This window comes from Kitasatospora sp. NPDC127121, assembly GCF_042677305.1.
Lineage (GTDB): Bacteria > Actinomycetota > Actinomycetes > Streptomycetales > Streptomycetaceae > Kitasatospora.
This window is the reverse complement of sequence record NZ_JBHXTQ010000101.1, coordinates 1-20,330: the sequence shown is the minus strand read 5'-3', so window position 1 is coordinate 20,330 and position 20,330 is coordinate 1. Positions and strand designations below refer to the sequence as shown.

The following is a 20,330-nucleotide window of genomic DNA, read 5'->3' as shown; positions in this document are numbered from 1 at the left end:
CGCAGGCCCGGCGCATGATCCGTTCCCCGGTCCGCCGCGCCGCGCCCCGACCGGCGGCGCTACTCTCGCCATGTGCCCTCGCTGAACGAACTCGTCCGCCGCCACACCACCCTGACCGGGGCCGATGTGGAATGGCTCCACATGCTGGTCTCGGAGTGGCAGCTTCTCTCCGACCTCTCCTTCGCCGACCTGGTCCTGTGGATCCCCACCTGGGACGGCATCCGCTACGTCTCGGTGGCGCAGATGCGGCCCAACACCGGCCCCACCTCCTACCAGGACGACATGGTCGGCCACCTCGTCCCGCGCGGGCGCCGCCCGCTGCTGGACGCCGCCTTCGACGAGGGCCGGATCGTGCGCGAGGGCGACCCGGAGTGGCGCGAGGAGGTGCCGGTCCGGGTCGAGTCCATCCCGGTCCGGCGCGAGGGCAAGGTGCTCGGGGTGATCGCCCGCAACACCAACCTGCTGACCGTCCGCACCCCCAGCCGGCTGGAGCTCACCTACCTGCAGAGCGCCTCCGACCTGGCCCAGATGATCGCCGCCGGCAGCTTCCCCTTCCACGGCGTCGAACAGATCGACATGGACGCCGCCCCCCGGGTCGGCGACGGCCTGATCCGGCTCGACGCGGACGGCATCGTCACCTACGCCAGCCCCAACGCCCTGTCCGCCTACCACCGGCTCGGCCTCACCACCGACCTGGTCGGCAGCCACCTGGGCCGGGCCACCGCCGAACTGGTCCCGCCCTCCCGGGCGGCCGTGCACGAGGCGCTGGTGAAGCTGGCGAGCGGCTGGGCGCCGCGGCAGACCGAGGTCGAGGTGCAGGGCGGGGTGGTGACCCTGCGGGCCATCCCGCTCAAGCCCAAGGGCACGCTGACCGGTTCGCTGGTGCTCTGCCGGGACGTCACCGAACTGCGCCGCCGCGACCGCGAGCTGATGACCAAGGACGCCACCATCCGGGAGATCCACCACCGGGTGAAGAACAACCTGCAGACCGTCGCCGCCCTGCTGCGGCTGCAGTCCCGCCGGATGGAGTCGGAGGCCGGCCGGGCCGCGCTGGACGAGGCGGTGCGCCGGGTCGGCTCGATCGCGATCGTGCACGAGACGCTGTCCCAGGCGCTGGACGAGCAGGTGGCCTTCGACGAGATCGCCGACCGGGTGCTGGCGATGGTGATGGAGCTGTCCCAGGACGGCCGGGTGGCGACCCGCCGCAGCGGCAGCTTCGGCATCCTGTCCGCCGAGGTGGCCACCCCGCTGTCGATGGTGCTGAACGAACTGCTGCAGAACGCGCTGGAGCACGCCTTCGGCCCGTCCGCCTCCGGGAACCTGGAGGTCAGCGCGCTGCGCGGGCGGGCCCCGGCGACCGGGGCGGGCTGGTCGGACAGCTGGAACGGCGGCGCCCGGCCGGAGGAGTTCCTGCTGATCACGGTGCAGGACGACGGCCGCGGCATGCCCGAGGGGTTCGACCCACAGACGGCCGGCAACCTCGGCCTGCAGATCGTCCGCACGCTGGCCACCGGCGAGTTGGGCGGCACCTTCGACATGGTGGCCGGTCCGGACGGCGGCACCAAGGTGATCCTGGAGATCCCGGTCCGCTGATCCGCCGACCGGTCTGCGGTGCGGTGCGGTCCGCGGTCCGGTCCGCACCGCGGTCCGCGGAAAGGTGCAGCGAGGCGCGTGGTGGGGGCGTGCACTCGGCGAAAGCGCCGGGTGTCCACCCCACGAGCCCGGCGCGGGTCGGCCCGCGCGGGGGCGTGCCAGGGTGCGGGCGCGCCGGGGCGCGCACACAAACCGGGGCGCGAAAACAGAAACGAGGCCCTGTCGACCGGGGGGGGTGGGTCGACAGGGCCTCTCAACCCGTTCCGGCCGTCGGGGGGAGTCGGCCGGAACGGGGGCTCTGGGTGGTGCGACACCTCGCCCGTGCGTTGCACACGGTGAGCGCCACAGCTCCACGATATTGCTCTAAGTGAACAGTATCAAGTGGCTGGACGGTCCGGTGTCGCGGGACCTCGCCAGGCAAGGCCCTTTGTGCGGAAGGCTTCACCAGGAGGTGCAGGGAAGCCTTTGATCATGTGTTGATCGGTGTTTCGGTTACTGCTGGTGTTACGGCGTGTGATCAGGCGGTGCGGGCGCGGTTGCGGGCGGCACGGCGCTTCATCGCGCGACGCTCGTCCTCGCTCATACCGCCCCAGACGCCGGCATCCTGGCCGGTCTCAAGAGCCCACTGCAGGCACTGCTCCATGACCGGACAGCGGCGGCACACGGCCTTGGCTTCCTCGATCTGCAGCAGAGCAGGACCGGTGTTCCCGATCGGGAAGAACAGCTCCGGGTCCTCTTCGCGGCAGACAGCGCGGTGGCGCCAGTCCATGGTCGTCCAACTCCTCCTGCCGGCGGGGGGCACCCGGTCGGCATAATCGATGGCTTGTGAATGTGGCTTGTGAATGTGAACGCTTTCACGAATCCCGCAACAGCAAAAGAGACCAAAGGCCCGCCGGGGCCCGGGTGGTCTGTGCTAGGGAGGGATTCGGCGATTCGAGGGACGTTCCGCGGTCGACACCCGCCAGGTTCTGAGGTTGCCGTCGCTGCGATGCGTCCCGATCGCCATGTAGAGGTTCGCAAACCTCGGGCCCGGATACAACCCCCTTCAGGGAGGAATTTTTGATTCTTCGGTGTCGCCTAGCTCACAGCCAGTACTTCTATGGAGTGAAGGGGGCTTGTGCGTTCGAGAAGAAGGGCGAAACCCCCTTCCGGTCACACAATCACACGCAGTGCCCGCCGTACGCCTGTGAAACTGACGCGACTCCTGTCTCCAAGGTGGTCCCCGTCAACCTGGAACGGGGCCGGTTCCTCTGAAACCAAGGTGAAGTGTCTGACGTCGTGATAGGAGACGACGTGCTTGCCGGACGGGCCGGCCGGCGGGGCGCCTTCGCTCGAAGAGGCGTACGACCGCAGGATCTGACGGATCGTTCGAACGGTGCCGAACGCCGTCATCCGGGTGATCCCGAAGACGTCGAGATCAGTGTCGAAGGAGGCGAGCGGTGAGGGGTACACCGGGCGGTTGCCGAGGAACGTCCACGGCGAGGTGTTGCTGACTATGGCCAGGGCCAGGCCCGGCACGCCTTCTCGGCCCGGTAGTTCCAGGGCCACAGGCCCGGAACGACGCTGCTCACGCTGGGTGACGTAGTGCCGCAGCGCCTGCCCCACATAGAGCGCGTGGGTGGACTTGCGCCCCAACCGGCGCTGCTCCTCGACCCGGCCGACCACCCCGGCGTCGAAGCCCAGGCCGGCGGTGAAGGTGAACCAGCGGTCCGGCAGCCCGTCGGTCATCGCCTTGCCCAGACCGACCGGCCGCTCGCTCCCGTGCTCCAGCGCGTACAGCAGGGCGCCGGTGGCCTCCACCGGGTCGTTGGGCAGACCCAGCGCGCGGGCGAACACATTGGTCGAACCGCCCGGCACCACGGCCAGTCGCGGGACCTTCTCGCCCGGGCCGTGCGTGAGCAGCCCGTTCACCACCTCGTTCACGGTGCCGTCGCCGCCGAGCGCCACCACCAGGTCGACCGTGCCGTCCTCCGAGGCCTCGCGGGCCAGGTCGCGGGCGTGGCCCCGGTACTGCGTCTCGGCCACCTCCAGCTTGAGGTCGCTGCGCAGCGCGTGGATCAGTACGTCCCTGGTGCGGCCACTGGTGGTGGTGGCCTTGTGGTTCACGACCAGGAGAGCGCGCATGGGGAAAGCCTACGGGTCGGTACGGACCAACCGGCGGCTACCCTGCTGGAGTGACCGCAGAATCCTCCGCACCCGTACCCACGGCGGGCCCGGCCCGCCCCTTGGCGCTGACCGTGGGCGCCGCCATCACCGCCCTGGAGGGCGCCGCGCTGGCCGTCGTCGGCGTCTGGGACATGGTGTCCGCGCTGTCCGGCCAGTCCAAGCAGCTCGCCCTGAACGAGTTCGGCGGCCTGGTCATCGTGCTGCTCGGCGTGCTGCCGGTGCTGGCCGCCCGCGCGCTGCTCAAGGAGCGCCGCTGGGGCCGCAGCCCGGCCGTGCTCACCAACTCGATCTGCCTGCCGATCGGGTACTACATGCTGGAGAGCGGCGGCGCGATGATCGGCGTCGGCGTGCTGGTCGGCCTGCTCGGACTGGTCGGCATCGGCGCGCTGCTGAACCCGAAGTCGACGGCGGCCCTGTACGCGTCGCACGAGGGCTGAGCGCACAGGGCCGCCGGGGGTCGGCCGCCGGTTGAGCGGCCGTCAGTCCTACTCCTCCACCAGGAGCTTCTCCCGCAGCTGGGTCAAGGTCCGGGCCAGCAGGCGGGACACGTGCATCTGGGAGATCCCCACCTCGGCGGCGATCTGCGACTGTGTCATGTTCCGGAAGAACCGCAGCACCAGGATCTTCTGCTCCCGGGGCGGCAGTTGGGCCAGCAGCGGCTTGAGCGACTCGCGGTACTCGACGCCCTCCAGCGCCTCGTCGGTGGCGCCGAGGGTGTCCGCCACGGCCGGCGACTCGTCGTCGCTGTCCGGGACGTCCAGGGACAGCGTGGAGTACGCGTTGGCGGACTCCAGGCCCTCCAGGACGTCCTCCTCGGAGATCCCCAGGTGCTCGGCGAGCTCGTGCACCGTGGGGGAGCGCCCGTGCCGCTGGGAGAGCTCGCTGGTCGCCGTGGTGAGCGACAGCCGCAGCTCCTGGAGGCGGCGCGGCACCCGGACCGCCCAGCCCTTGTCGCGGAAGTGCCGTTTGATCTCGCCGACGATGGTCGGCGTGGCGTAGGTGGAGAACTCGACCCCGCGCTCGTGGTCGAAGCGGTCCACCGACTTGATCAGGCCGATGGTGGCGACCTGGGTCAGGTCGTCCAGCGGCTCGCCCCGGTTGCGGAACCGCCGGGCCAGGTGCTCGACCAGCGGGATGTGCATCCGCACCAGCTGGTTGCGCAGCTCGACGCGCTCCGGGGAGCCGTCGGGCAGCGCGGACAGCCGGACGAACAGCGCGCGGGCCGCCTCCCGGTCCGGTGCGCCCGAGCGGTGCGGGGCCGGGGCCGGGGCCGGCGCCTGGACGGGCACCGCGGTGCGCAGGTCCGCGGCCTCGTCCGCCGGATCGGACGGGGGCGGGGATGCGGGCGACGGTTCAGACGTCGGCTCGGTCGGGTGGCTCATCCGGTGGGCGTCCTTCGGGTGCGCATCGTCGTTGGCGGCGAGGCCAGGAACGCTCGCCTGGGTCGGTACGGCAGGTCCCGCCGTCGCGAGGCCGGTACGGTCCAGATCACTCACGGCCATTCCCCCGTTCCGTTCCGGGAGCACCGGGGCCCTCGGGCCCCGGCATCGTCTCGTTGGTCGTACCGCGTGGGGGGCGGTACCGGGCGCCGCCCGCCCGGCCCCTGATCGGGGACCGGGCGGACGGCCCTTGTGCGGTGCTGGTCGACGCCCCGGCTAGTGGGCGACGGGGCCGCCGCGCTTCTTGTGCAGGCTGATCGACACGGTCTTGTCCTCGCCGACCGAGGAGTCGACCTCGCCGGCCAGGGCGGAGAGCACCGTCCAGGCGAAGGTGTCCCGTTCGGGCGCCTTCCCGTCGGTGGTGGGGGCGGTGACGGTCACCTTCAGCGAGTCGCCGACCAGCCGGAACTCGCAGGTCAGGACGGAGCCTGGCACCGCCTGCTGGAGCAGGATGGCGCAGGCCTCGTCGACCGCGATCCGCAGGTCCTCGATCTCGTCGAGGGTGAAGTCGAGCCGTGCCGCCAGGCCGGCCGTCGCTGTTCGCAGGACCGAGAGGTAGGCACCCGCCGCGGGCAGCCGGACCTCCACGAAGTCCTGCACTCCGGGCTCGCCGTCGATCTGGGACACCCTCACCTCCTGGGTGACGCGCTGTGCTTCCGGGCCGGTGGCCGCGGCACTGTCTGTTGCTTGGCTCAACTGCTTCGCCCCAACTGTCCAGAGGGGTGGTGCGGTACGTACCGGTCATACCCTTCGCGGGACGACCGGACGCCGCGTATCCGCCTGAGACCTTACCGCCTTCCGCACGCCGGCCGGGGCTCGGGAGTCACTCATGGTAAGCCATCGCGACGCAGGGTGGCAGGGGTTCGGACGGTCCGTTCAGTGACCGCCGCCGGCGGCGGCGAGCGCCTCGCCGGTGAGCCGGTAGACGGTCCAGCCGTCCATCGGCACCGCGCCGAGGGACTTGTAGAAGTCGATCGAGGGCGTGTTCCAGTCGAGCACCGACCACTCCACCCGCGCGTAGCCGCGCTCGACGGCGATCCGCGCCAGTTCCAGCAGCAGCGCCTTGCCGTGGCCGCCGCCGCGGGACTGCGGGCGGACGTACAGGTCCTCCAGGTAGATCCCGTGGGTGCCGCGCCAGGTCGAGAAGTTGAGGAACCAGACCGCGAAGCCGACCGGCTCGCCGGTGGCGTCGTCCTCGGCGATCAGGCCGAACAGCGCCGGGTTGGCGCCGAACAGGGCGTCGCGCAGCTGCTCCTCGGTGGCCACGGCCTCCTGCGGGGCCTTCTCGTACTCCGCGAGCTCGCGGATCAGGGCGAGGATGACGGGAACGTCGGTCACGACGGCGGTGCGGATCATGCCGCGAGCCTACTGCGCGCCCCCGCCCGCGGCCCAGGCCCTGATCGGGGCCCGGGCCGGGGGCGGGCGGGTCAGCGGGCCGGGACGGTGCGCAGGTAGTCGGCCAGCGCGGCGATCGCGGCCGGGTTGCGCGGGCTCTCCACCAGGTCGACGTAGTCCAGGACGAAGATCCGGTCGTTCCTGACCGCCGAGACGCCGGCCAGCGGCGGGAAGGACTTCAGGAAGGCGCGCTTGGCGTCGGCGCCGGTCTCGCCGTAGTTGTTGATCAGGATCACCTCGGGGTCGCGCTGCACCACGCTCTCCCAGCCGACGGTGACCCAGGTGTCCGCGAGGTCGCCCATCACGTTGGCCCCGCCGGCCTTGGCGATGATCTCGTCGGCCGCGGCGAACTTCCCGGCGGTGTACGGCTTGTCCTGCCCGCTGTCGTACAGGAACACGGACGGCCGGCGCTCGGGCTGCGGGGCGGCGGCGACCTGCGCCTTGAAACCGGCGACCAGCTTGTCCGCCCGGTCGCGGACGTCGAAGATCTCGCCGAGGTTGGCCAGGTCGGTGTAGAGCGCGTCCAGCGGGGACATCACACCGCGCTCGGTGCCCTTGCCGCTGCGGCAGGACTCGCTGAGCACGTACGAGGCGATGCCGAGGTCCCCCAGCGCCTGCGGGGTGAAGCCGCGGCCCTCGTCGAAGCCGTAGTGCCAGCCGGCGAAGACCAGGTCGGCCTTGGCGCCCAGCACGATCTCCTTGGTGATCTCCTTCTTGGAGAGCCACGCGGTCTGCTGGTAGCCGTCCTTCCAGGCGACCTGGTCGACCCGGCCCTTGTCGTCGGGCATCACGTAGCCGGCCATCCGGTCGGCCAGGCCGAGGGCGAGCATCAGCTCGGTGATGCCGACGTCGTTGGTCACCGTCCGGGCGGGCTTCTGCGGGAAGGTGAGCTTGGCGCCGCAGTTCTCCACGGTCACCGGGTAGTGGGCGGAGGCGGCGGGGGCGTCGCCGCTCGGGGCGATCTCGGCGCCGCAGGCGGTGAGCCCGAGGGTGAGCAGGGCGGTGATGGCAACGGCCTTGGTGCGCACGGGGATTCCTTCGGGGGGTGGGTCAGATCCGGTCGAAGAGCAGTTGGACGGCGCCGGTCACCGGGTGCCGGACGGGGGTGGCCCGGACGCCGAACACCTCGGCCAGCAGGGCGGGTCGGAGCACCTCGGCGGGCGGCCCCGAGGCGACGATCCGGCCGGCTTGCAGCACGTACAGCAGGTCGCAGTGGCCGGCCGCCAGGTTGAGGTCGTGCAGCGCGGTGAGCACCGTCGGGCCGGCCTCCCGGACCAGCGCCAGCACGTCCAACTGGTGGGCGATGTCCAGGTGGTTGGTGGGTTCGTCCAGCACCAGCAGCCGGGGCTCCTGGACCAGCGCGCGGGCGATCAGCACCCGCTGCTTCTCGCCGCCGGACAGGCTCAGGAAGCCCCGCCCGGCCAACTGCTCGGCGCCGACCTTGCGCAGCGCCTCGGTGCAGCGGGCGTGGTCGTCCGCGCCCGGGCCGCCCAGGCCGCGCCGGTGCGGCAGCCGGCCCATGGCGATCACCTCGGCCACCGTGAAGTCGAACTCGGCGGAGTGCTCCTGGGGGAGTGCGGCCACCCGCCGGGCGGCCTCGCGCGCGGTCAGCGCGTGCAGGTCCGTGCCGTCCAGCAGGACGGCCCCGGCGGCCGGCCGCAGCGCCCGGTAGACGCAGCGCAGCAGCGTCGACTTGCCGCTGCCGTTCGGTCCGATCAGTCCGACCACCTGCCCGGCGGCGGCGTCCAGGGCGACGTCGTGGACCAGCCGGGCACCGGCCAGCTCGACCGAGACGGAGTCCAGGGCGAGATCCATCAGCGGCCTCCGAAGGAATAGCCGCGACGGCGCATCAGCAGCAGGAAACAGGGCACCCCGAGCACCGCGGTGACCACCCCGACCGGCAGTTCGGCGGGCGCCAGCAGGGTGCGCGAGACGATGTCCACCCAGACCAGCAGCAGCGCCCCGGCGAGCGGCGCGACCAGCAGCACCCGGCGGTGCCCGGCGCCGACCAGCATCCGGGCCAGGTGCGGCACCATCAGCCCGACGAAGCCGATCGCCCCGCTGACGGCCACCACTGTGCCGGTGACGGCGGCGGTCACCACGAACAGCTCGCGGCGCAGCCGGTCCGGGTCCACGCCCAGCGAGGCGGCCGTCTCGTCGCCCATGGCGAGCGCGTCCAGCCGGCCGGCGGCGCAGGCCAGGTACGCCAGGCCGGCCAGCACGGTGGCGGCGGCGATCGGCACGGAGCCCCAGGTGGCGCCGCCGAGGCTGCCGAGCAGCCACATCATGGCGTCCCGGGCGGCCTCGCCGCGGGCGGCCGCGAAGACCATCAGCGCGGTGGCGGCGGAGAAGCCGTAGGAGAGCGCGGTGCCGGTGAGCACCAGCCGCAGCGGGGTGAGCCCGTAGGCCGTCCGCGCCGCGAGGTAGACCAGCACCATGGCGACCAGCGCGGAGCCGAACGCGGAGGCCGAGATCGCCCACACCCCGAGCGAGGCGAAGGCGCCGAGCAGCAGCACCGCGTTGGCGCCGACGGCCGCGCCGGAGGAGATGCCGAGCACGAACGGGTCGGCCAGCGCGTTGCGCACCAGGGCCTGGACGGCGACCCCGGTGGCGGCCAGCCCGGCGCCGACCACGGCGGCCAGCACGGCGCGCGGCAGCCGGATCTCCCAGACGATCGCGTAGGCGGCGGCCTCCTCCGCCTCCAGCCGTCCGCCCGTCAGCCCGGCGGCCAGCAGCCGCAGGACGCGGGGCAGGCCGATCCCGGAGGCGCCCAGCGCCACGCCGCAGAGCAGCGAGAGCAGCAGGGCGGCGGCCAGGCCGACGGCGAGCGGGAGGGCGGGTATTCGGCGGGCGGGCGGGCTCGTTGCGCCACTGCCCGCGGCTGCGGTGCTGCTCACGGTGCGCCTTGCCTCGGGCCGCGGGTGCGCGGGGGCGGCACCGGTCGGGCGCGGGCCCGGGCGCCATCCCCTCGCAGTCCACGGCGAGTTGTCGGGAGTTCAGCGGCCGGGGGCGATCGGGCTGGCACGGCCCCGAAGGCCGTGCTCACCGTTGCGGGTCAGCGCCGGATTCACACCGGACTTCCCCCTCGGACGCCCTGGCAGCATAACAGCCACTCAGGCTAGGCAACCCTTACCGGGCTCGGGTGGGGCGTGAACGCACGACCGCCCCCGTCCGGGCTCGCGGACGGGGGCGGTCGGGTGGCGACGCGTCAGGCTCAGGCCTGCTTGGTCTCCCAGAAGATCTTGTCGACCTCGGCGATCAGGTCCAGCAGGGCCTGGCCGGTGGCGGGGTCGGTGGACGCCTTGGCGGCCGAGGCGGCCTTCAGGGTGTCGTTGATCAGCTGGTGCAGCTGCGGGTACTTCTCGAAGTGCGGGGCCTTGAAGTAGTCGCTCCACAGCACCGAGATGTGGTGCTTGACGGCCTCGGCACGCTGCTCCTTGATGATCAGGGCGCGGGTGCGGAAAGCCGGGTCCTCGTTGGCCTGGTACTTCTCCTGGGTGCCCTTGACCGACTCGGCCTCGATCCGGGCCTGCGCCGGGTCGTACACGCCGCAGGGCAGGTCACAGTGGGCGTGGGCGGTGGCGCGCGGTGCAAACAGACGAGAGAACATGGGAGTCCTTCCTTAGATCGTCTTCCCGCGCCCGAGATTACCCTTCCGCCCCCGGGGTTTCGCGATCGGGCGGTGGGCCTAGGGCAAAAGGCGGACCCGGAACCGGGGTAATCCGGACATCGAACGGATCGAACGGGGTGACGGTCCGTACGGCAGACTGGGACCGGGCGGTCCGGGAGGAGGAGTCGTGGCGCGGAGCACGGAACCAGCGGGCACGGAACCAGCGGGCACGGAACCGGCGGGCACGGAACCCCGGGGGCGGGGCGGCGGCGCGGTGCCGTTCGGGCTGGTCGACGTGGCGGGCCCGTCGATGGTCCCGACCCTGCGCGAGGGCGACCAGTTGCTGGTGCGCTACGGCGCGCCGATCCGGCCCGGCGCGGTGGTGCTCTTCCGGCACCCCTTCCAGCAGGACCTGCTGGTGGTGAAGCGGGCCGCCGAGCGGCGTCCGAGGGGCTGGTGGCTGCTGTCCGACAACCGGCCGGTGGACAGCGACAGCCGAAGCTACGGCCCGGTCCCGGACGAACTGGTGCTCGGCCGGGTGCTGCTGAGGCTGCGCCCGCGCCCGGCCTGGCTGGCGCCGGGGCGGCGGCTGGAGCGGCTGCTGCTGAGCACCCGGCTGGCCCGGGTGCCGGGCCTGGCCCGCCGCCTGGGCGTCTGGGCGGAGCAGCTCTGACCCCCTGGGCCCTGCCGGGGACCTAGCCGGCGGCGCCGAGTGCCGTGGCCTCGGCCTCCTGGCGCTTGCGGGCCCGGTACGCGGCGACGTTGGCGCGGGTCGCGCAGCGGTCCGAGCAGTAGCGGCGGGAGCGGTTGGTCGAGGTGTCCAGGTAGGCGTTGCGGCAGGGCGCGGCCTGGCAGATGCCGAGCCGGTCGGCGCCCAGCTCGGTCAGGTGGACGGCCAGGCCCATGCAGGCGACCGCGCTGAAGTGCGCGGTGGCGGTCGGCGAGTTGTCGGCCAGGTGCAGGTGCCAGCGCGGCCGGCCGGCGTCGTCCAGGTAGTCGTGCCCGGAGACCAGCGGGCTGACCGGGTACTCCATCAGCAGGCTGTTCAGCAGGTCGACGCCCCGGATCTCGTCGCCCTCGGCGGCGGCCTCGAAGACCCCGCGCAGCCTGGTCCGCACCGCCCGCAGCCGGGGCAGGTCGGACTCGTCGGCCTGTGCGGCGGCCCGCGAGGAGTCGGAGAACAGGCCGCGCACCGCGTCCACGGACGTCAGCGTGTCGGTGCCGCGTTCGGGCTCCTCGGTGTTCACCAGCCGAACGGCGAGATCGGCGTACGAGGCGAGCTCCACGGAGGTCCTTCCAAAAGGTCGGTAACGGGCTGATTGCGTCCAGCCTATTACCTGGGTGGGGAAAACGTCGGCGCCCGGCAGGAGCAGCCTGCCGGGCGCCGGTCGGTACGGTTCTACAGCACCTTGGAGAGGAAGGCGCGGGTGCGCTCGTGCCGGGGGTCGGTGAGCACCTCGCGGGGGTTGCCGGACTCGACCACCACACCGCCGTCCATGAACACCAGCGCGTCGCCGACCTCGCGGGCGAAGCCCATCTCGTGGGTGACGACCACCATGGTCATGCCCTCCTCGGCGAGGCCGCGCATGACGTCGAGGACGTCGCCGACCAGTTCGGGGTCGAGCGCCGAGGTGGGCTCGTCGAACAGCATCAGCTTGGGCTTCATGGCCAGCGCGCGGGCGATCGCGACGCGCTGCTGCTGGCCGCCGGAGAGCTGGGAGGGGTAGTTCTTCGCCTTGTCGGCGAGGCCGACCCGCTCCAGCAGGACCATCGCCCGCTCCCGGGCGGCGGCCTTGCTCTCGCCCTTGACCTGGACCGGGGCCTCCATGACGTTCTCGACGGCCGTCATGTGCGGGAACAGGTTGAAGCGCTGGAAGACCATGCCGATGTCGCGCCGCTTGACGGCGACCTCGCGGTCCTTGAGCTCGTAGAGCTTGTCGCCCTTCTGCTGGTAGCCGACCAGTTCGCCGTCCACCCAGAGGCGTCCGCCGTTGATCTTCTCCAGGTGGTTGATGCACCGCAGGAAGGTCGACTTGCCGGAGCCGGAGGGGCCGATCAGGCAGAACACCTCGCCCTGCTTGACCTCCAGGTCGATGCCCTTGAGCACGTGCACGGAGCCGTAGGACTTGTGGACGCTCTCGGCGCGCACCATCGGCTGCCCGGTGGCGGCGGCCGGGGTCTTGCTCAGGCCGGTCATACGTGACCACCTCCCTCAAGCCCCGGGACGACGTCGGCGCCGGTCTTCGGGGCGGGCTTCCCGGCGAACAGGCCCCGCAGCCGCTGCACCGGGGTGGGCGGGAGGGTCCGGTTGGAGCCGCGGGCGTAGTAGCGCTCGATGTAGTACTGGCCGATGGTCAGCAGCGAGGTGAAGAACAGGTACCAGAGGCTGACCACGATCAGCAGCGGGATGTTCTGGTAGTTCCGGGAGTAGATGACCTGACCGGCCCGGAAGATCTCCTCCAGGGAGATCACGCTGACCAGCGAGGTGGTCTTGAGCATCGAGATGGTCTCGTTGCCGGTCGGCGGGATGATCACCCGCATGGCCTGGGGCAGGACGATCCGGCGCATGGTCTGGAACCGGCTCATGCCGAGCGCGTGGGCGGCCTCGGTCTGGCCCTCGTCCACCGACTGGATGCCGCCGCGGACGATCTCCGCCATGTAGGCGGCCTCGTTGAGGCCGAGGCCCAGCAGGGCGGCGACGAAGGTCGGGATCAGGACGTTGGTGTCCGCGGACCAGAACTCCGGCCCCCACGGGACGCCGATCGACAGCTTGGCCCAGATCAGGCCGAGGAAGTTCCAGAACACCAGCTGCACCAGCACCGGGGTGCCGCGGAAGACCCAGATGTACATCCAGGCGGTGCCGGAGAGCAGGGGGTTCGGGGACAGGCGCATCACGGCGAGGACGATGCCGCCGATCACGCCCATCAGCATGGAGAGGACGGTCAGTTCCAGCGTGACGACCATGCCGTGCACGATGCTGTCGTGGAACAGGTACTGCCCGACGATGTCCCACTTGAAAGCGGGGTTGGTGAAGAGGGCGCTCAGCAGCATCGCCGCAAGCAGGGCGATGACGACGGCGCCCACCCAGCGTCCGGGGTGGCGGACCGGGACGGCCTTGATGGTCTCAGGCCGTCCCTCCTCCGCCTTCCCCTTGTCCAGAGAGTTCACGGTGTGGCCTCGGGGGAGAGATGGAGCAGGCGGACGGTCAGTTCACGGCGCCGTTGACGGTCGACTTGTCGAGGGCGCCGGACTCGACGCCCCACTTGGTGAGGATCTGCTTGTAGGTGCCGTCGTCGATCAGCGACTGGACGGCGCCCTGGATCGCGGGGGTGAGCTTGGAGCCCTTGGCGACGGCGACGCCGTAGGGGGCCACGCCGTAGGTGGAGCCGAGCTTCTCCAGCTGGCCGCCGGCCTGCTTGATCGCGTAGTCGACGACCTGGGAGTCGGCCATCATGGCCTGGTCGCGGCCGGAGACGACGGCGTTGGTGACGTCCGTCTGGAGGTCGAACTTGTCGCCGTCGTTCTGGATGCCCGGCTTCCCGTTCTTGGCGCAGTCCGGGTTGCGGGTGTCCTTGATCTCGTCGGCCTGGGTGGTGCCGGTCTGGACGGCGACCTTCTTGCCGCACAGGTCGTTGGGGTCGACCTTGTCGGGGTTGCCCTTCTTGACCGCGATGGCGCTGCCGGAGTTGAAGTAGGTCACCATGTCGACGACCTGCTCGCGCTCCTTGTTGTCCGTGAAGGACGACATGCCGAGCTGGAACTTGTTCGACTGGATGCCGGGGATGATCGCGGTGAAGCCGGAGTCCTGGACGTCGGCCTTCAGCCCGAGCTTGGCCGCGATGGCGTTGGCCAGGTCCACGTCCATGCCGATGACCTTGCCGCTGTCGTCCTTGAACTCGTCCGGCGCGTACGAGGCGTCCGCGCCGACCAGGAGCTTGCCGGAGGACTTGACGTCGGCGGGGACGAGGGCGGCGAGCTTGTCGTCGGCCTTGACCGCGTTGACGGTCGCGGAGGCGTTGGGCGCGCCGCTGCCGCCGTCGCTCTTGCTGCTGCTGCAGCCGGTCAGGACGAGGGTGACGGAGGCGGCAACCGCGCCGGCCGCGAGAAGCCGGGTGCGCTGGGTACGGGCGGTCATGAGGGGGATCTCCTCCTGAGGGAGAGGGCGGGCGGAGCGCGCCGCGGGGGGCGGCACACCGGGGCGGCAGGTTCGTACGGCGCTGTACGGGTGTATTTCGCTGTACGTCGTCGTACGTGCAGGGCCGGGTGGTGCGGTGCCTGTGCGGACGGGCCGCCCAGGTTGCTGCGGGGTACTGCTTCCGCCACCCTCCGCCGAGGTGGACGTCAAGCGAACCGCCTCGACCAGTGGCCGGCTCGATCCGAGATGGGGGGAATCCTGCCATCTGTGAACGGTCAGATGGCCCTCATCCAGATCAAAATCGGATAACGAGGGCCCGGGCTGTCCGCTATTCGGACTTATTCCGTGTTCCTGTCACTCCGTGCATAAGTATGCAGATCCCTCTGCCCGGTGCCCGGAGGCCCGCCGCCCCCGGCTCGGATGCCGCCGTCGACCATGGCGCAGGGACGTGCGGCCGCCACGGTGACGCGCGGGTGTACGCGAAATGGCGGACATGCGATCCGGCCATCCCGCACTCCCGGGCCCGGCAGCGGGTGTGTCAGAATTCGGTACCGGGTGACCCCCGAACGCTCGAACCAGACCGACGAGCCCCGACAGGCTCGGGGTGTCCGGGAACGGAAGTCATCACGTGGCTCCGTATCCGGGACGCCGACTCCCCAGCGCGTCTGCGTTCACTCCTGCGGGTGCGCGTGCCGCCATCACCGTTGCCGCCGCCGGAGCCCGGCGCTTCCGACGCCGGGCCCCAGTGACGCGACAGCTCGGCGATGAACTGCACGTGACGAGGACGAAAAGGCATAGGTGCGATGCCTTGGTCCGACCTACGCTCGGCCCGGAAGCACAACGCGGACCAACAAGACCCATAAAACCCTCATCCGAGGGCGCCGCCCGACGGCAGCGCCCCGACCCAGCCCCCGGGTCCGCTTCGGCGTACCCGGTTTCCGGTTTCCGGACGGGTCGTCCTGTCCGTCGGTCGCGCACCCTCGCCAGATCAATGACGAAGAGGTCATCGTGGCAGCGGAGATCATCAGCAGCACCCAGGACACCGTCGATCCGGTCGACGCCGTTTTCGCGCTCCACCGCGGCGGCAAGATGGAGATCAGGGCGACCGTCCCGGTGCGCGACGCGGACGACCTGTCCCTCGCCTACACGCCCGGTGTCGCCCGCGTCTGCACGGCCATCGCCGAGCAGCCGGAGCTGGTCAACGACTACACCTGGAAGTCCAACACCGTCGCCGTGGTCACCGACGGCACCGCCGTGCTGGGCCTCGGCGACATCGGCCCGGAGGCCTCCCTGCCCGTGATGGAGGGCAAGGCCATCCTGTTCAAGCAGTTCGGCGGCGTGGACGCGGTGCCGATCGCGCTCGCCTGCACCGAGGTCGACGAGATCGTCGAGACCGTGGTGCGGCTGGCGCCCTCCTTCGGCGGCGTCAACCTGGAGGACATCTCCGCCCCCCGCTGCTTCGAGATCGAGCGCCGGCTCCAGGAGGCCGTGGACATCCCGGTCTTCCACGACGACCAGCACGGCACCGCGATCGTCACCACCGCCGCCCTGTGGAACGCGGCCAAGGTGACCGGCCGTGAGATCGGCTCGCTGCGGGCCGTCATCTCCGGCGCCGGCGCGGCCGGCATCGCCATCGCCAAGATGCTGGTGGCGGCGGGCATCGGCGACGTCGCGGTCTGCGACCGCAAGGGCGTGGTGTACGACGGCCGCGGCGACCTCACCGACGTCAAGGCCGAGATCGCCGAACTGACCAACCGCACCGGCCTCAAGGGCACCCTGGCCGACGCGATGGCCGGCGCCGACGTGTTCATCGGCGTCTCCGGCGGCACCGTGCCGGAGGAGGTCGTCGCGACCATGGCCGCGGGCGCGTTCATCTTCGCGATGGCCAACCCCACCCCGGAGATCCACCCCGAGGTCGCGCACAAGTACGCGGCGGTCGTCGCCACCGGGCGCAGCGACTTCCCGAACCAGATCAACAACGTGCTGGCCTTCCCCGGCATCTTCGCCGGCGCCCTCCAGGTGCGGGCCAGCCGGATCACCGAGGGCATGAAGCTGGCCGCCGCCAAGGCGCTGGCCGGTGTCGTCGCCGACGAGCTGACGCCGCAGAAGGTCATCCCCTCGCCGTTCGACGAGCGGGTCGCCCCGGCGGTCACCAAGGCCGTCGCCGAGGCCGCCCGGGCCGAGGGCGTGGCCCGGATCTGACGATCCGGGCGCCGCTGCCGGGCAGGCCCGGCGTGAGCGGCGCCGCCGACACGGCCGGGGCCGGGACACGCGTCACACCCGCGCGTGGTTCCCGGCCCCGGCCGGCGCGGCTATCGTCCGCAGCATGTTTGCTGCCTACGCCGCACGTATCGACGCCGATGACCCGCTCAGCGGACTGGAGTTGGGCGAACTCCCCGAGCCGCAGGCCCGCCCCGGATGGAGCGTGGTCACGGTCAGGGCCGCCAGCCTCAACCACCACGACCTGTGGTCGCTGCGCGGGGTCGGCCTGCCCGCCGGACGGCTGCCGATGATCCTCGGCTGCGACGCCGCCGGTGTCGACGAGCACGGCAACGAGGTCGTCCTCCACTCGGTGATCGGCCAGAGCGGCCACGGGGTCGGCCCGGACGAGCCCCGGTCCATCCTGACCGAGCGTTACCAGGGCACCTTCGCCCAGCAGGTGGCCGTGCCCACCTGGAACCTGCTGCCCAAGCCCGCCGAACTCAGCTTCGAAGAGGCCGCCTGCCTGCCCACGGCCTGGCTGACGGCCTACCGGATGCTGTTCACCAACGCCGGGGTCAAGCCCGGCGACACCGTCCTGGTGCAGGGCGCGGGCGGCGGCGTGGCGACCGCGCTGATCGTCCTCGGCAAGGCCGCCGGGCTGCGGGTCTGGGTCACCGGCCGGGACGAGACCAAGCGCCGCCGGGCGGTCGAACTCGGCGCCGACGCCGCCTTCGAGAGCGGCGCCCGGCTGCCCGCCCGGGTGGACGCGGTGATGGAGACGGTCGGCGCCGCGACCTGGGCGCACTCGGTGAAGGCGCTGCGCCCGGGCGGCACCGTCGTCATCTCCGGTGCCACCTCCGGCCCCAACCCGAGCACCACCGAGCTGAACCGGATCTTCTTCCTGGAGCTCAAGGTGGTCGGCTCGACCATGGGCACCAAGGAGGAACTGGCCGGGCTGCTCTCGCTGTGCGCGACCACCGGCGTCCGGCCGGTGATCGACTCGGTGCTGCCGCTGGCCGAGGCCCGGGACGGCTTCGCGCGGCTCGCCAAGGGCGACGTCTTCGGCAAGATCGTGCTGACGCCGTGACGCCGTGACGCCGTGACGCCGTGACGCCGTGACGCCGTGACGCCGTGACGCCGTGACGCCGTGACGTCTTGTGATCCTGGCGCCGTGCGGCCCTGACGCGGACCGGCCCGGCACGCTCCGCCCAGCGTGCCGGGCCGGTGGTGGTCCGGTGGTCCGGCGGCCTGCCGGTCAGCCGAGCAGGCGCTTCAGCCGCTCGCCGGCCGCGCCCAGCACCGAGCGGGCCTCGGCCAGCTTGTCGTTGCTCACGCCACCGTCCCGGGCCGCGTCGCGGACCTGGTCGCGGAAGCGGTCGAGCAGCCGCTCCAGTTCGCGGGCCGGGTCGCCGGCCGGGTCGGTCCGCGCCCACGGCGGCAGGTCGGCCGGGGCGGTCGGGGTGGTCGGCTCGTCCTTGTCCAGGTCGATCCGGGTGACGGTGACCTCCTCGGCCGACCCGTCGGCCGGATGGCCCCAGCGGGCCGCGTCGGCCAGCCCGGACAGGCCCTTGGTCAGCTCGGCCAGGCCCTCGGCCAGGCCGGTCGGCCAGTCGCCCTTCGCGGCGTGCTCGCGCACCTGCTGCTCGACCCGGCGCTTGATCCGCAGTGCCTCCTGCTGCGCGGCCGTCCGCGAGGCCTTGGCCTGCTCGCGCAGCCTGCGGGCCTCCTCCTCGGCGGCCTTCGCCTTGGCCTTGGCGGCCTTCTCCTGCTCCCGGGCGCGCTTGGCCTGGTCCTTGGCCTGCCGCTTGAACTGGGCGAACTCCTCCTTGGCGCGCTGCCAGGACTCGTTGTCGCCCCACGGGCCGGACCACGGGTCCCCGCCCTCGGCGCGGTCCGGCCGGGGGGCCTGCCGGGCGGCCTGCCACAGCTCCTCGCGCAGGTCCTTGGCGCTGTCCCGGACGTCCTCGCGGATCGCCCCGGCCAACTGCGCCACGGAGTCGTGGATCTCCACTTCCAGGTCGTCCAACTCGCCCTGGCGGGCTTCCAGTTCGGCACGCCCTGCGTCGGTCAGCCGGTAGACCTTGCGGCCGCCCTCGGTGTTGTGGGCGACCAGGCCCTCCTGCTCCAGCTTGGCGAGCCGGGGGTAGACCGTCCCGGCGGAGGGCGCGTACAGGCCCTGGAAGCGCTCCTCCAGCAGGCGGATCACCTCGTAGCCGTGCCGCGGGGCCTCGTCGAGCAGCTTCAGCAGGTAGAGCCGGAGCCGGCCGTGGCCGAACACGGGCGTCATCTCACGCCTCCTTGGTGAGGTCGGGCTTGCCGAGTCCGGCCGGGAGCTCCTTGACGACCACCGGCGACTCGTCCTCGGGGTCGGGGCGGCGCAGCACGGTGACGCCGCCGGAGACGGTGGTCACGGCGAGGCTGCCCCGGCCGTCGCCGAGCTGGCCGGACAGGCGCTTGGCGCCCCAGCTGCCGCTGAGCTTGAGGCCGTCGAAGGTGCTGGAGATGTCGCCGCTGGTGGAGCCGGCCTCGACCTTGGCGTCGGCCAGCGAGGGGATCCGGATGACGACCGGGCCGCTGACGGTGGTGACCTTGACGTCGGCCGGGCTGGCGACGTCGAGGTCCAGGGTGACGGCGCCGGTGACGGCGTTGGCCTGGACCCGGTCGGCGGTGCCGGCGACGACGGTGAGCTGGCCGGAGACGGTGTTGACCTTGAGCTGGCCGGCCACCGACTGGGCGTCGACGTCGCCGGTGACGGTGTTGGCCTCGGTGCGGCCGGTCAGGCCGACCAGGGTGGCGTCGCCGCTGGCGCTCTGCACCGAGACGTGCCCGGTGATCCCGGAGACGGTGGCGTCGGCCGAGACGGTGCCGACCTTGACCTCGGCGTCGGCCGGGACGGTCAGGGTGACGCCGGCGACCCGCTTGCGCTTGAAGGAGCTGAAGAAGCCCTTGACCGCGTCGACCGACTTGAGCCGGTCGCCGAACTCGCCCCAGCTGTTGATGTCCTTGTAGGTGACCGTCAGGACGCCGTCCACCAGGGTCACGTGCAGCGGCTCGCCCTGGAGCTCGGTGACCTCCAGGCGGGCCGGGCCCTCGGCCGCCACCACGTTCACCGTGCCCTCGATGATCCGCACGTGCAGCGCCCGGACCGTCTCGTCGATGGTGATCCTCTCGGGTCCCTCGACCGTCCACTGGCTCATCTCTGCCGCCTCCCGTTGCCGATCGCGATGTATCGCGTTCTCTTTTAAAGACGATATATCGCGTGACGCGCAAGTCAAGCGTGCCGTCCCGGATCCCGCCCCTGAGCCGCCCCGGAGCCGCCCCCGAGGCGCCCCCTACGGGCGGGCGCGGATACGTGAGGGGCCCGGCAGGCGATCGCCTCCCGGGCCCCTCATCAGCGGTTCAGTGCAACGGCACCGCACCGGTCACTCATCGTCCTCGTCGTCGAGCCGGGCCAGCCAGGTGGCCAACCGCTCGACGGGGATCTCGAAGTCCGGGTTGAGGTCGACGAACTCGCGCAGTCGCTCGGCCAGCCACTCGAAGGTGACCTCCTCGTCGCCGCGCCGGTTCTGCAGCTCCTCGATGCCGCGGTCGGTGAAGTACACGGGTTCACTCCGGTCCGATGGGGATTGACCTGGTCAGGATAGTCGGGGACGCCCGCGGCCCCCGTCTCCCCGGGGAGGTCGGGGGGCCCGGGCGTCGGTGGTCCAGCGCGTGGGGGCCGAAGGGCCGCAGAGCGAGGATACCACATAGATAAGCGCCTGCAGCACGGCGGCGTGCCGCATGGCCGAGC

The 20,330-nt window shown here is 71.8% G+C and carries 21 protein-coding genes and 1 riboswitch; of the genes, 5 read left to right on the top strand and 16 right to left on the bottom strand.

The genetic code is table 11. From position 1 onward, the window contains the following. The first annotated feature begins 72 nt into the window (after positions 1–72). Entirely contained in the window at positions 73–1,593 is a 1,521-nt protein-coding gene (locus ACFVHI_RS33325) for a sensor histidine kinase (protein ID WP_244293369.1), read from the top strand. A 517-nt stretch (positions 1,594–2,110) separates the two neighbouring features. On the opposite strand, the gene ACFVHI_RS33320 is transcribed toward ACFVHI_RS33325, so the two are convergent. After that, on the bottom strand, positions 2,111–2,362 hold the full coding sequence (locus ACFVHI_RS33320) for a WhiB family transcriptional regulator (RefSeq protein ID WP_014138019.1): 252 nt from the start codon (positions 2,360–2,362) through the stop codon (positions 2,111–2,113). Between the two features lie 383 nt (positions 2,363–2,745). Beyond that, entirely contained in the window at positions 2,746–3,717 is a 972-nt protein-coding gene (locus ACFVHI_RS33315) for a diacylglycerol kinase family protein (protein WP_063347858.1), read from the bottom strand. Positions 3,718–3,767: 50 nt separating this feature from the next. Between ACFVHI_RS33315 and ACFVHI_RS33310 the strand changes: the two genes are divergently transcribed. Next, entirely contained in the window at positions 3,768–4,196 is a 429-nt protein-coding gene (locus ACFVHI_RS33310) for a hypothetical protein (RefSeq protein ID WP_159398434.1), read from the top strand. Between the two features lie 48 nt (positions 4,197–4,244). On the opposite strand, the gene ACFVHI_RS33305 is transcribed toward ACFVHI_RS33310, so the two are convergent. The 7 genes from ACFVHI_RS33305 to sodN all read right to left on the bottom strand — a co-directional run bounded on the left by ACFVHI_RS33305 (position 4,245) and on the right by sodN (position 10,203). Beyond that, entirely contained in the window at positions 4,245–5,255 is a 1,011-nt protein-coding gene (locus ACFVHI_RS33305) for an RNA polymerase sigma factor SigF (protein WP_244293368.1), read from the bottom strand. 159 nt (positions 5,256–5,414) lie between these two features. Next, complete coding sequence (locus ACFVHI_RS33300; protein WP_063347857.1) at positions 5,415–5,825, bottom strand: hypothetical protein; 411 nt, start codon at positions 5,823–5,825, stop codon at positions 5,415–5,417. A 249-nt stretch (positions 5,826–6,074) separates the two neighbouring features. Continuing rightward, on the bottom strand, positions 6,075–6,554 hold the full coding sequence (locus tag ACFVHI_RS33295) for a GNAT family N-acetyltransferase (RefSeq protein WP_063347856.1): 480 nt from the start codon (positions 6,552–6,554) through the stop codon (positions 6,075–6,077). Between the two features lie 71 nt (positions 6,555–6,625). Continuing rightward, positions 6,626–7,627 carry an ABC transporter substrate-binding protein gene (locus ACFVHI_RS33290; protein ID WP_380345566.1) on the bottom strand — a complete coding sequence of 334 codons (1,002 nt, stop codon included), beginning with the start codon at positions 7,625–7,627 and terminating at the stop codon, positions 6,626–6,628. 16 nt (positions 7,628–7,643) lie between these two features. Beyond that, the gene (locus tag ACFVHI_RS33285; RefSeq protein ID WP_380345555.1) at positions 7,644–8,408 is read right to left on the bottom strand and encodes an ABC transporter ATP-binding protein; all 765 of its coding nucleotides are present in this window, start codon (positions 8,406–8,408) and stop codon (positions 7,644–7,646) included. Further along, positions 8,408–9,490, bottom strand: coding sequence for a FecCD family ABC transporter permease (locus tag ACFVHI_RS33280; RefSeq protein ID WP_380345553.1), 1,083 nt, complete (start codon positions 9,488–9,490; stop codon positions 8,408–8,410). The genes ACFVHI_RS33285 and ACFVHI_RS33280 overlap by 1 nt, the downstream gene beginning before the upstream one ends. A gap of 89 nt (positions 9,491–9,579) precedes the next feature. Beyond that, a riboswitch (cobalamin riboswitch) is annotated at positions 9,580–9,719 on the bottom strand. Positions 9,720–9,807: 88 nt separating this feature from the next. Further along, a complete protein-coding gene (gene sodN, locus ACFVHI_RS33275; RefSeq protein ID WP_063347853.1) occupies positions 9,808–10,203 on the bottom strand; it encodes a superoxide dismutase, Ni in 396 nt (131 codons plus the stop codon). Positions 10,204–10,513: 310 nt separating this feature from the next. On the opposite strand from sodN, the gene sodX reads away from it, so the two are divergent. After that, on the top strand, positions 10,514–10,876 hold the full coding sequence (sodX, locus tag ACFVHI_RS33270) for a nickel-type superoxide dismutase maturation protease (RefSeq protein ID WP_079136256.1): 363 nt from the start codon (positions 10,514–10,516) through the stop codon (positions 10,874–10,876). 22 nt (positions 10,877–10,898) lie between these two features. Here sodX and ACFVHI_RS33265 read toward each other — a convergent pair whose 3' ends face one another. The 4 genes from ACFVHI_RS33265 to ACFVHI_RS33250 all read right to left on the bottom strand — a co-directional run bounded on the left by ACFVHI_RS33265 (position 10,899) and on the right by ACFVHI_RS33250 (position 14,338). Continuing rightward, positions 10,899–11,489, bottom strand: a complete 591-nt coding sequence (locus ACFVHI_RS33265; RefSeq protein ID WP_380345551.1) for a CGNR zinc finger domain-containing protein — start codon at positions 11,487–11,489, stop codon at positions 10,899–10,901. Between the two features lie 113 nt (positions 11,490–11,602). Then, a complete protein-coding gene (locus tag ACFVHI_RS33260) occupies positions 11,603–12,355 on the bottom strand; it encodes an amino acid ABC transporter ATP-binding protein (protein ID WP_107453034.1) in 753 nt (250 codons plus the stop codon). 41 nt (positions 12,356–12,396) lie between these two features. Next, entirely contained in the window at positions 12,397–13,371 is a 975-nt protein-coding gene (locus ACFVHI_RS33255; protein ID WP_063347850.1) for an amino acid ABC transporter permease, read from the bottom strand. Positions 13,372–13,408: 37 nt separating this feature from the next. Continuing rightward, positions 13,409–14,338 carry an ABC transporter substrate-binding protein gene (locus ACFVHI_RS33250; protein WP_063347849.1) on the bottom strand — a complete coding sequence of 310 codons (930 nt, stop codon included), beginning with the start codon at positions 14,336–14,338 and terminating at the stop codon, positions 13,409–13,411. A 1,008-nt stretch (positions 14,339–15,346) separates the two neighbouring features. On the opposite strand from ACFVHI_RS33250, the gene ACFVHI_RS33245 reads away from it, so the two are divergent. After that, a complete protein-coding gene (locus ACFVHI_RS33245; RefSeq protein WP_063347848.1) occupies positions 15,347–16,540 on the top strand; it encodes an NADP-dependent malic enzyme in 1,194 nt (397 codons plus the stop codon). Positions 16,541–16,664: 124 nt separating this feature from the next. Then, positions 16,665–17,627 carry a zinc-binding dehydrogenase gene (locus ACFVHI_RS33240; RefSeq protein ID WP_380345548.1) on the top strand — a complete coding sequence of 321 codons (963 nt, stop codon included), beginning with the start codon at positions 16,665–16,667 and terminating at the stop codon, positions 17,625–17,627. A gap of 168 nt (positions 17,628–17,795) precedes the next feature. On the opposite strand, the gene ACFVHI_RS33235 is transcribed toward ACFVHI_RS33240, so the two are convergent. The 3 genes from ACFVHI_RS33235 to ACFVHI_RS33225 all read right to left on the bottom strand — a co-directional run bounded on the left by ACFVHI_RS33235 (position 17,796) and on the right by ACFVHI_RS33225 (position 20,142). Beyond that, on the bottom strand, positions 17,796–18,827 hold the full coding sequence (locus ACFVHI_RS33235) for a PadR family transcriptional regulator (RefSeq protein WP_380345546.1): 1,032 nt from the start codon (positions 18,825–18,827) through the stop codon (positions 17,796–17,798). 1 nt (position 18,828) lies between these two features. Continuing rightward, a complete protein-coding gene (locus ACFVHI_RS33230; protein ID WP_063347845.1) occupies positions 18,829–19,737 on the bottom strand; it encodes a DUF4097 family beta strand repeat-containing protein in 909 nt (302 codons plus the stop codon). A 225-nt stretch (positions 19,738–19,962) separates the two neighbouring features. After that, positions 19,963–20,142, bottom strand: a complete 180-nt coding sequence (locus ACFVHI_RS33225; RefSeq protein WP_063347844.1) for a DUF6104 family protein — start codon at positions 20,140–20,142, stop codon at positions 19,963–19,965. Positions 20,143–20,330 lie beyond the last annotated feature (188 nt).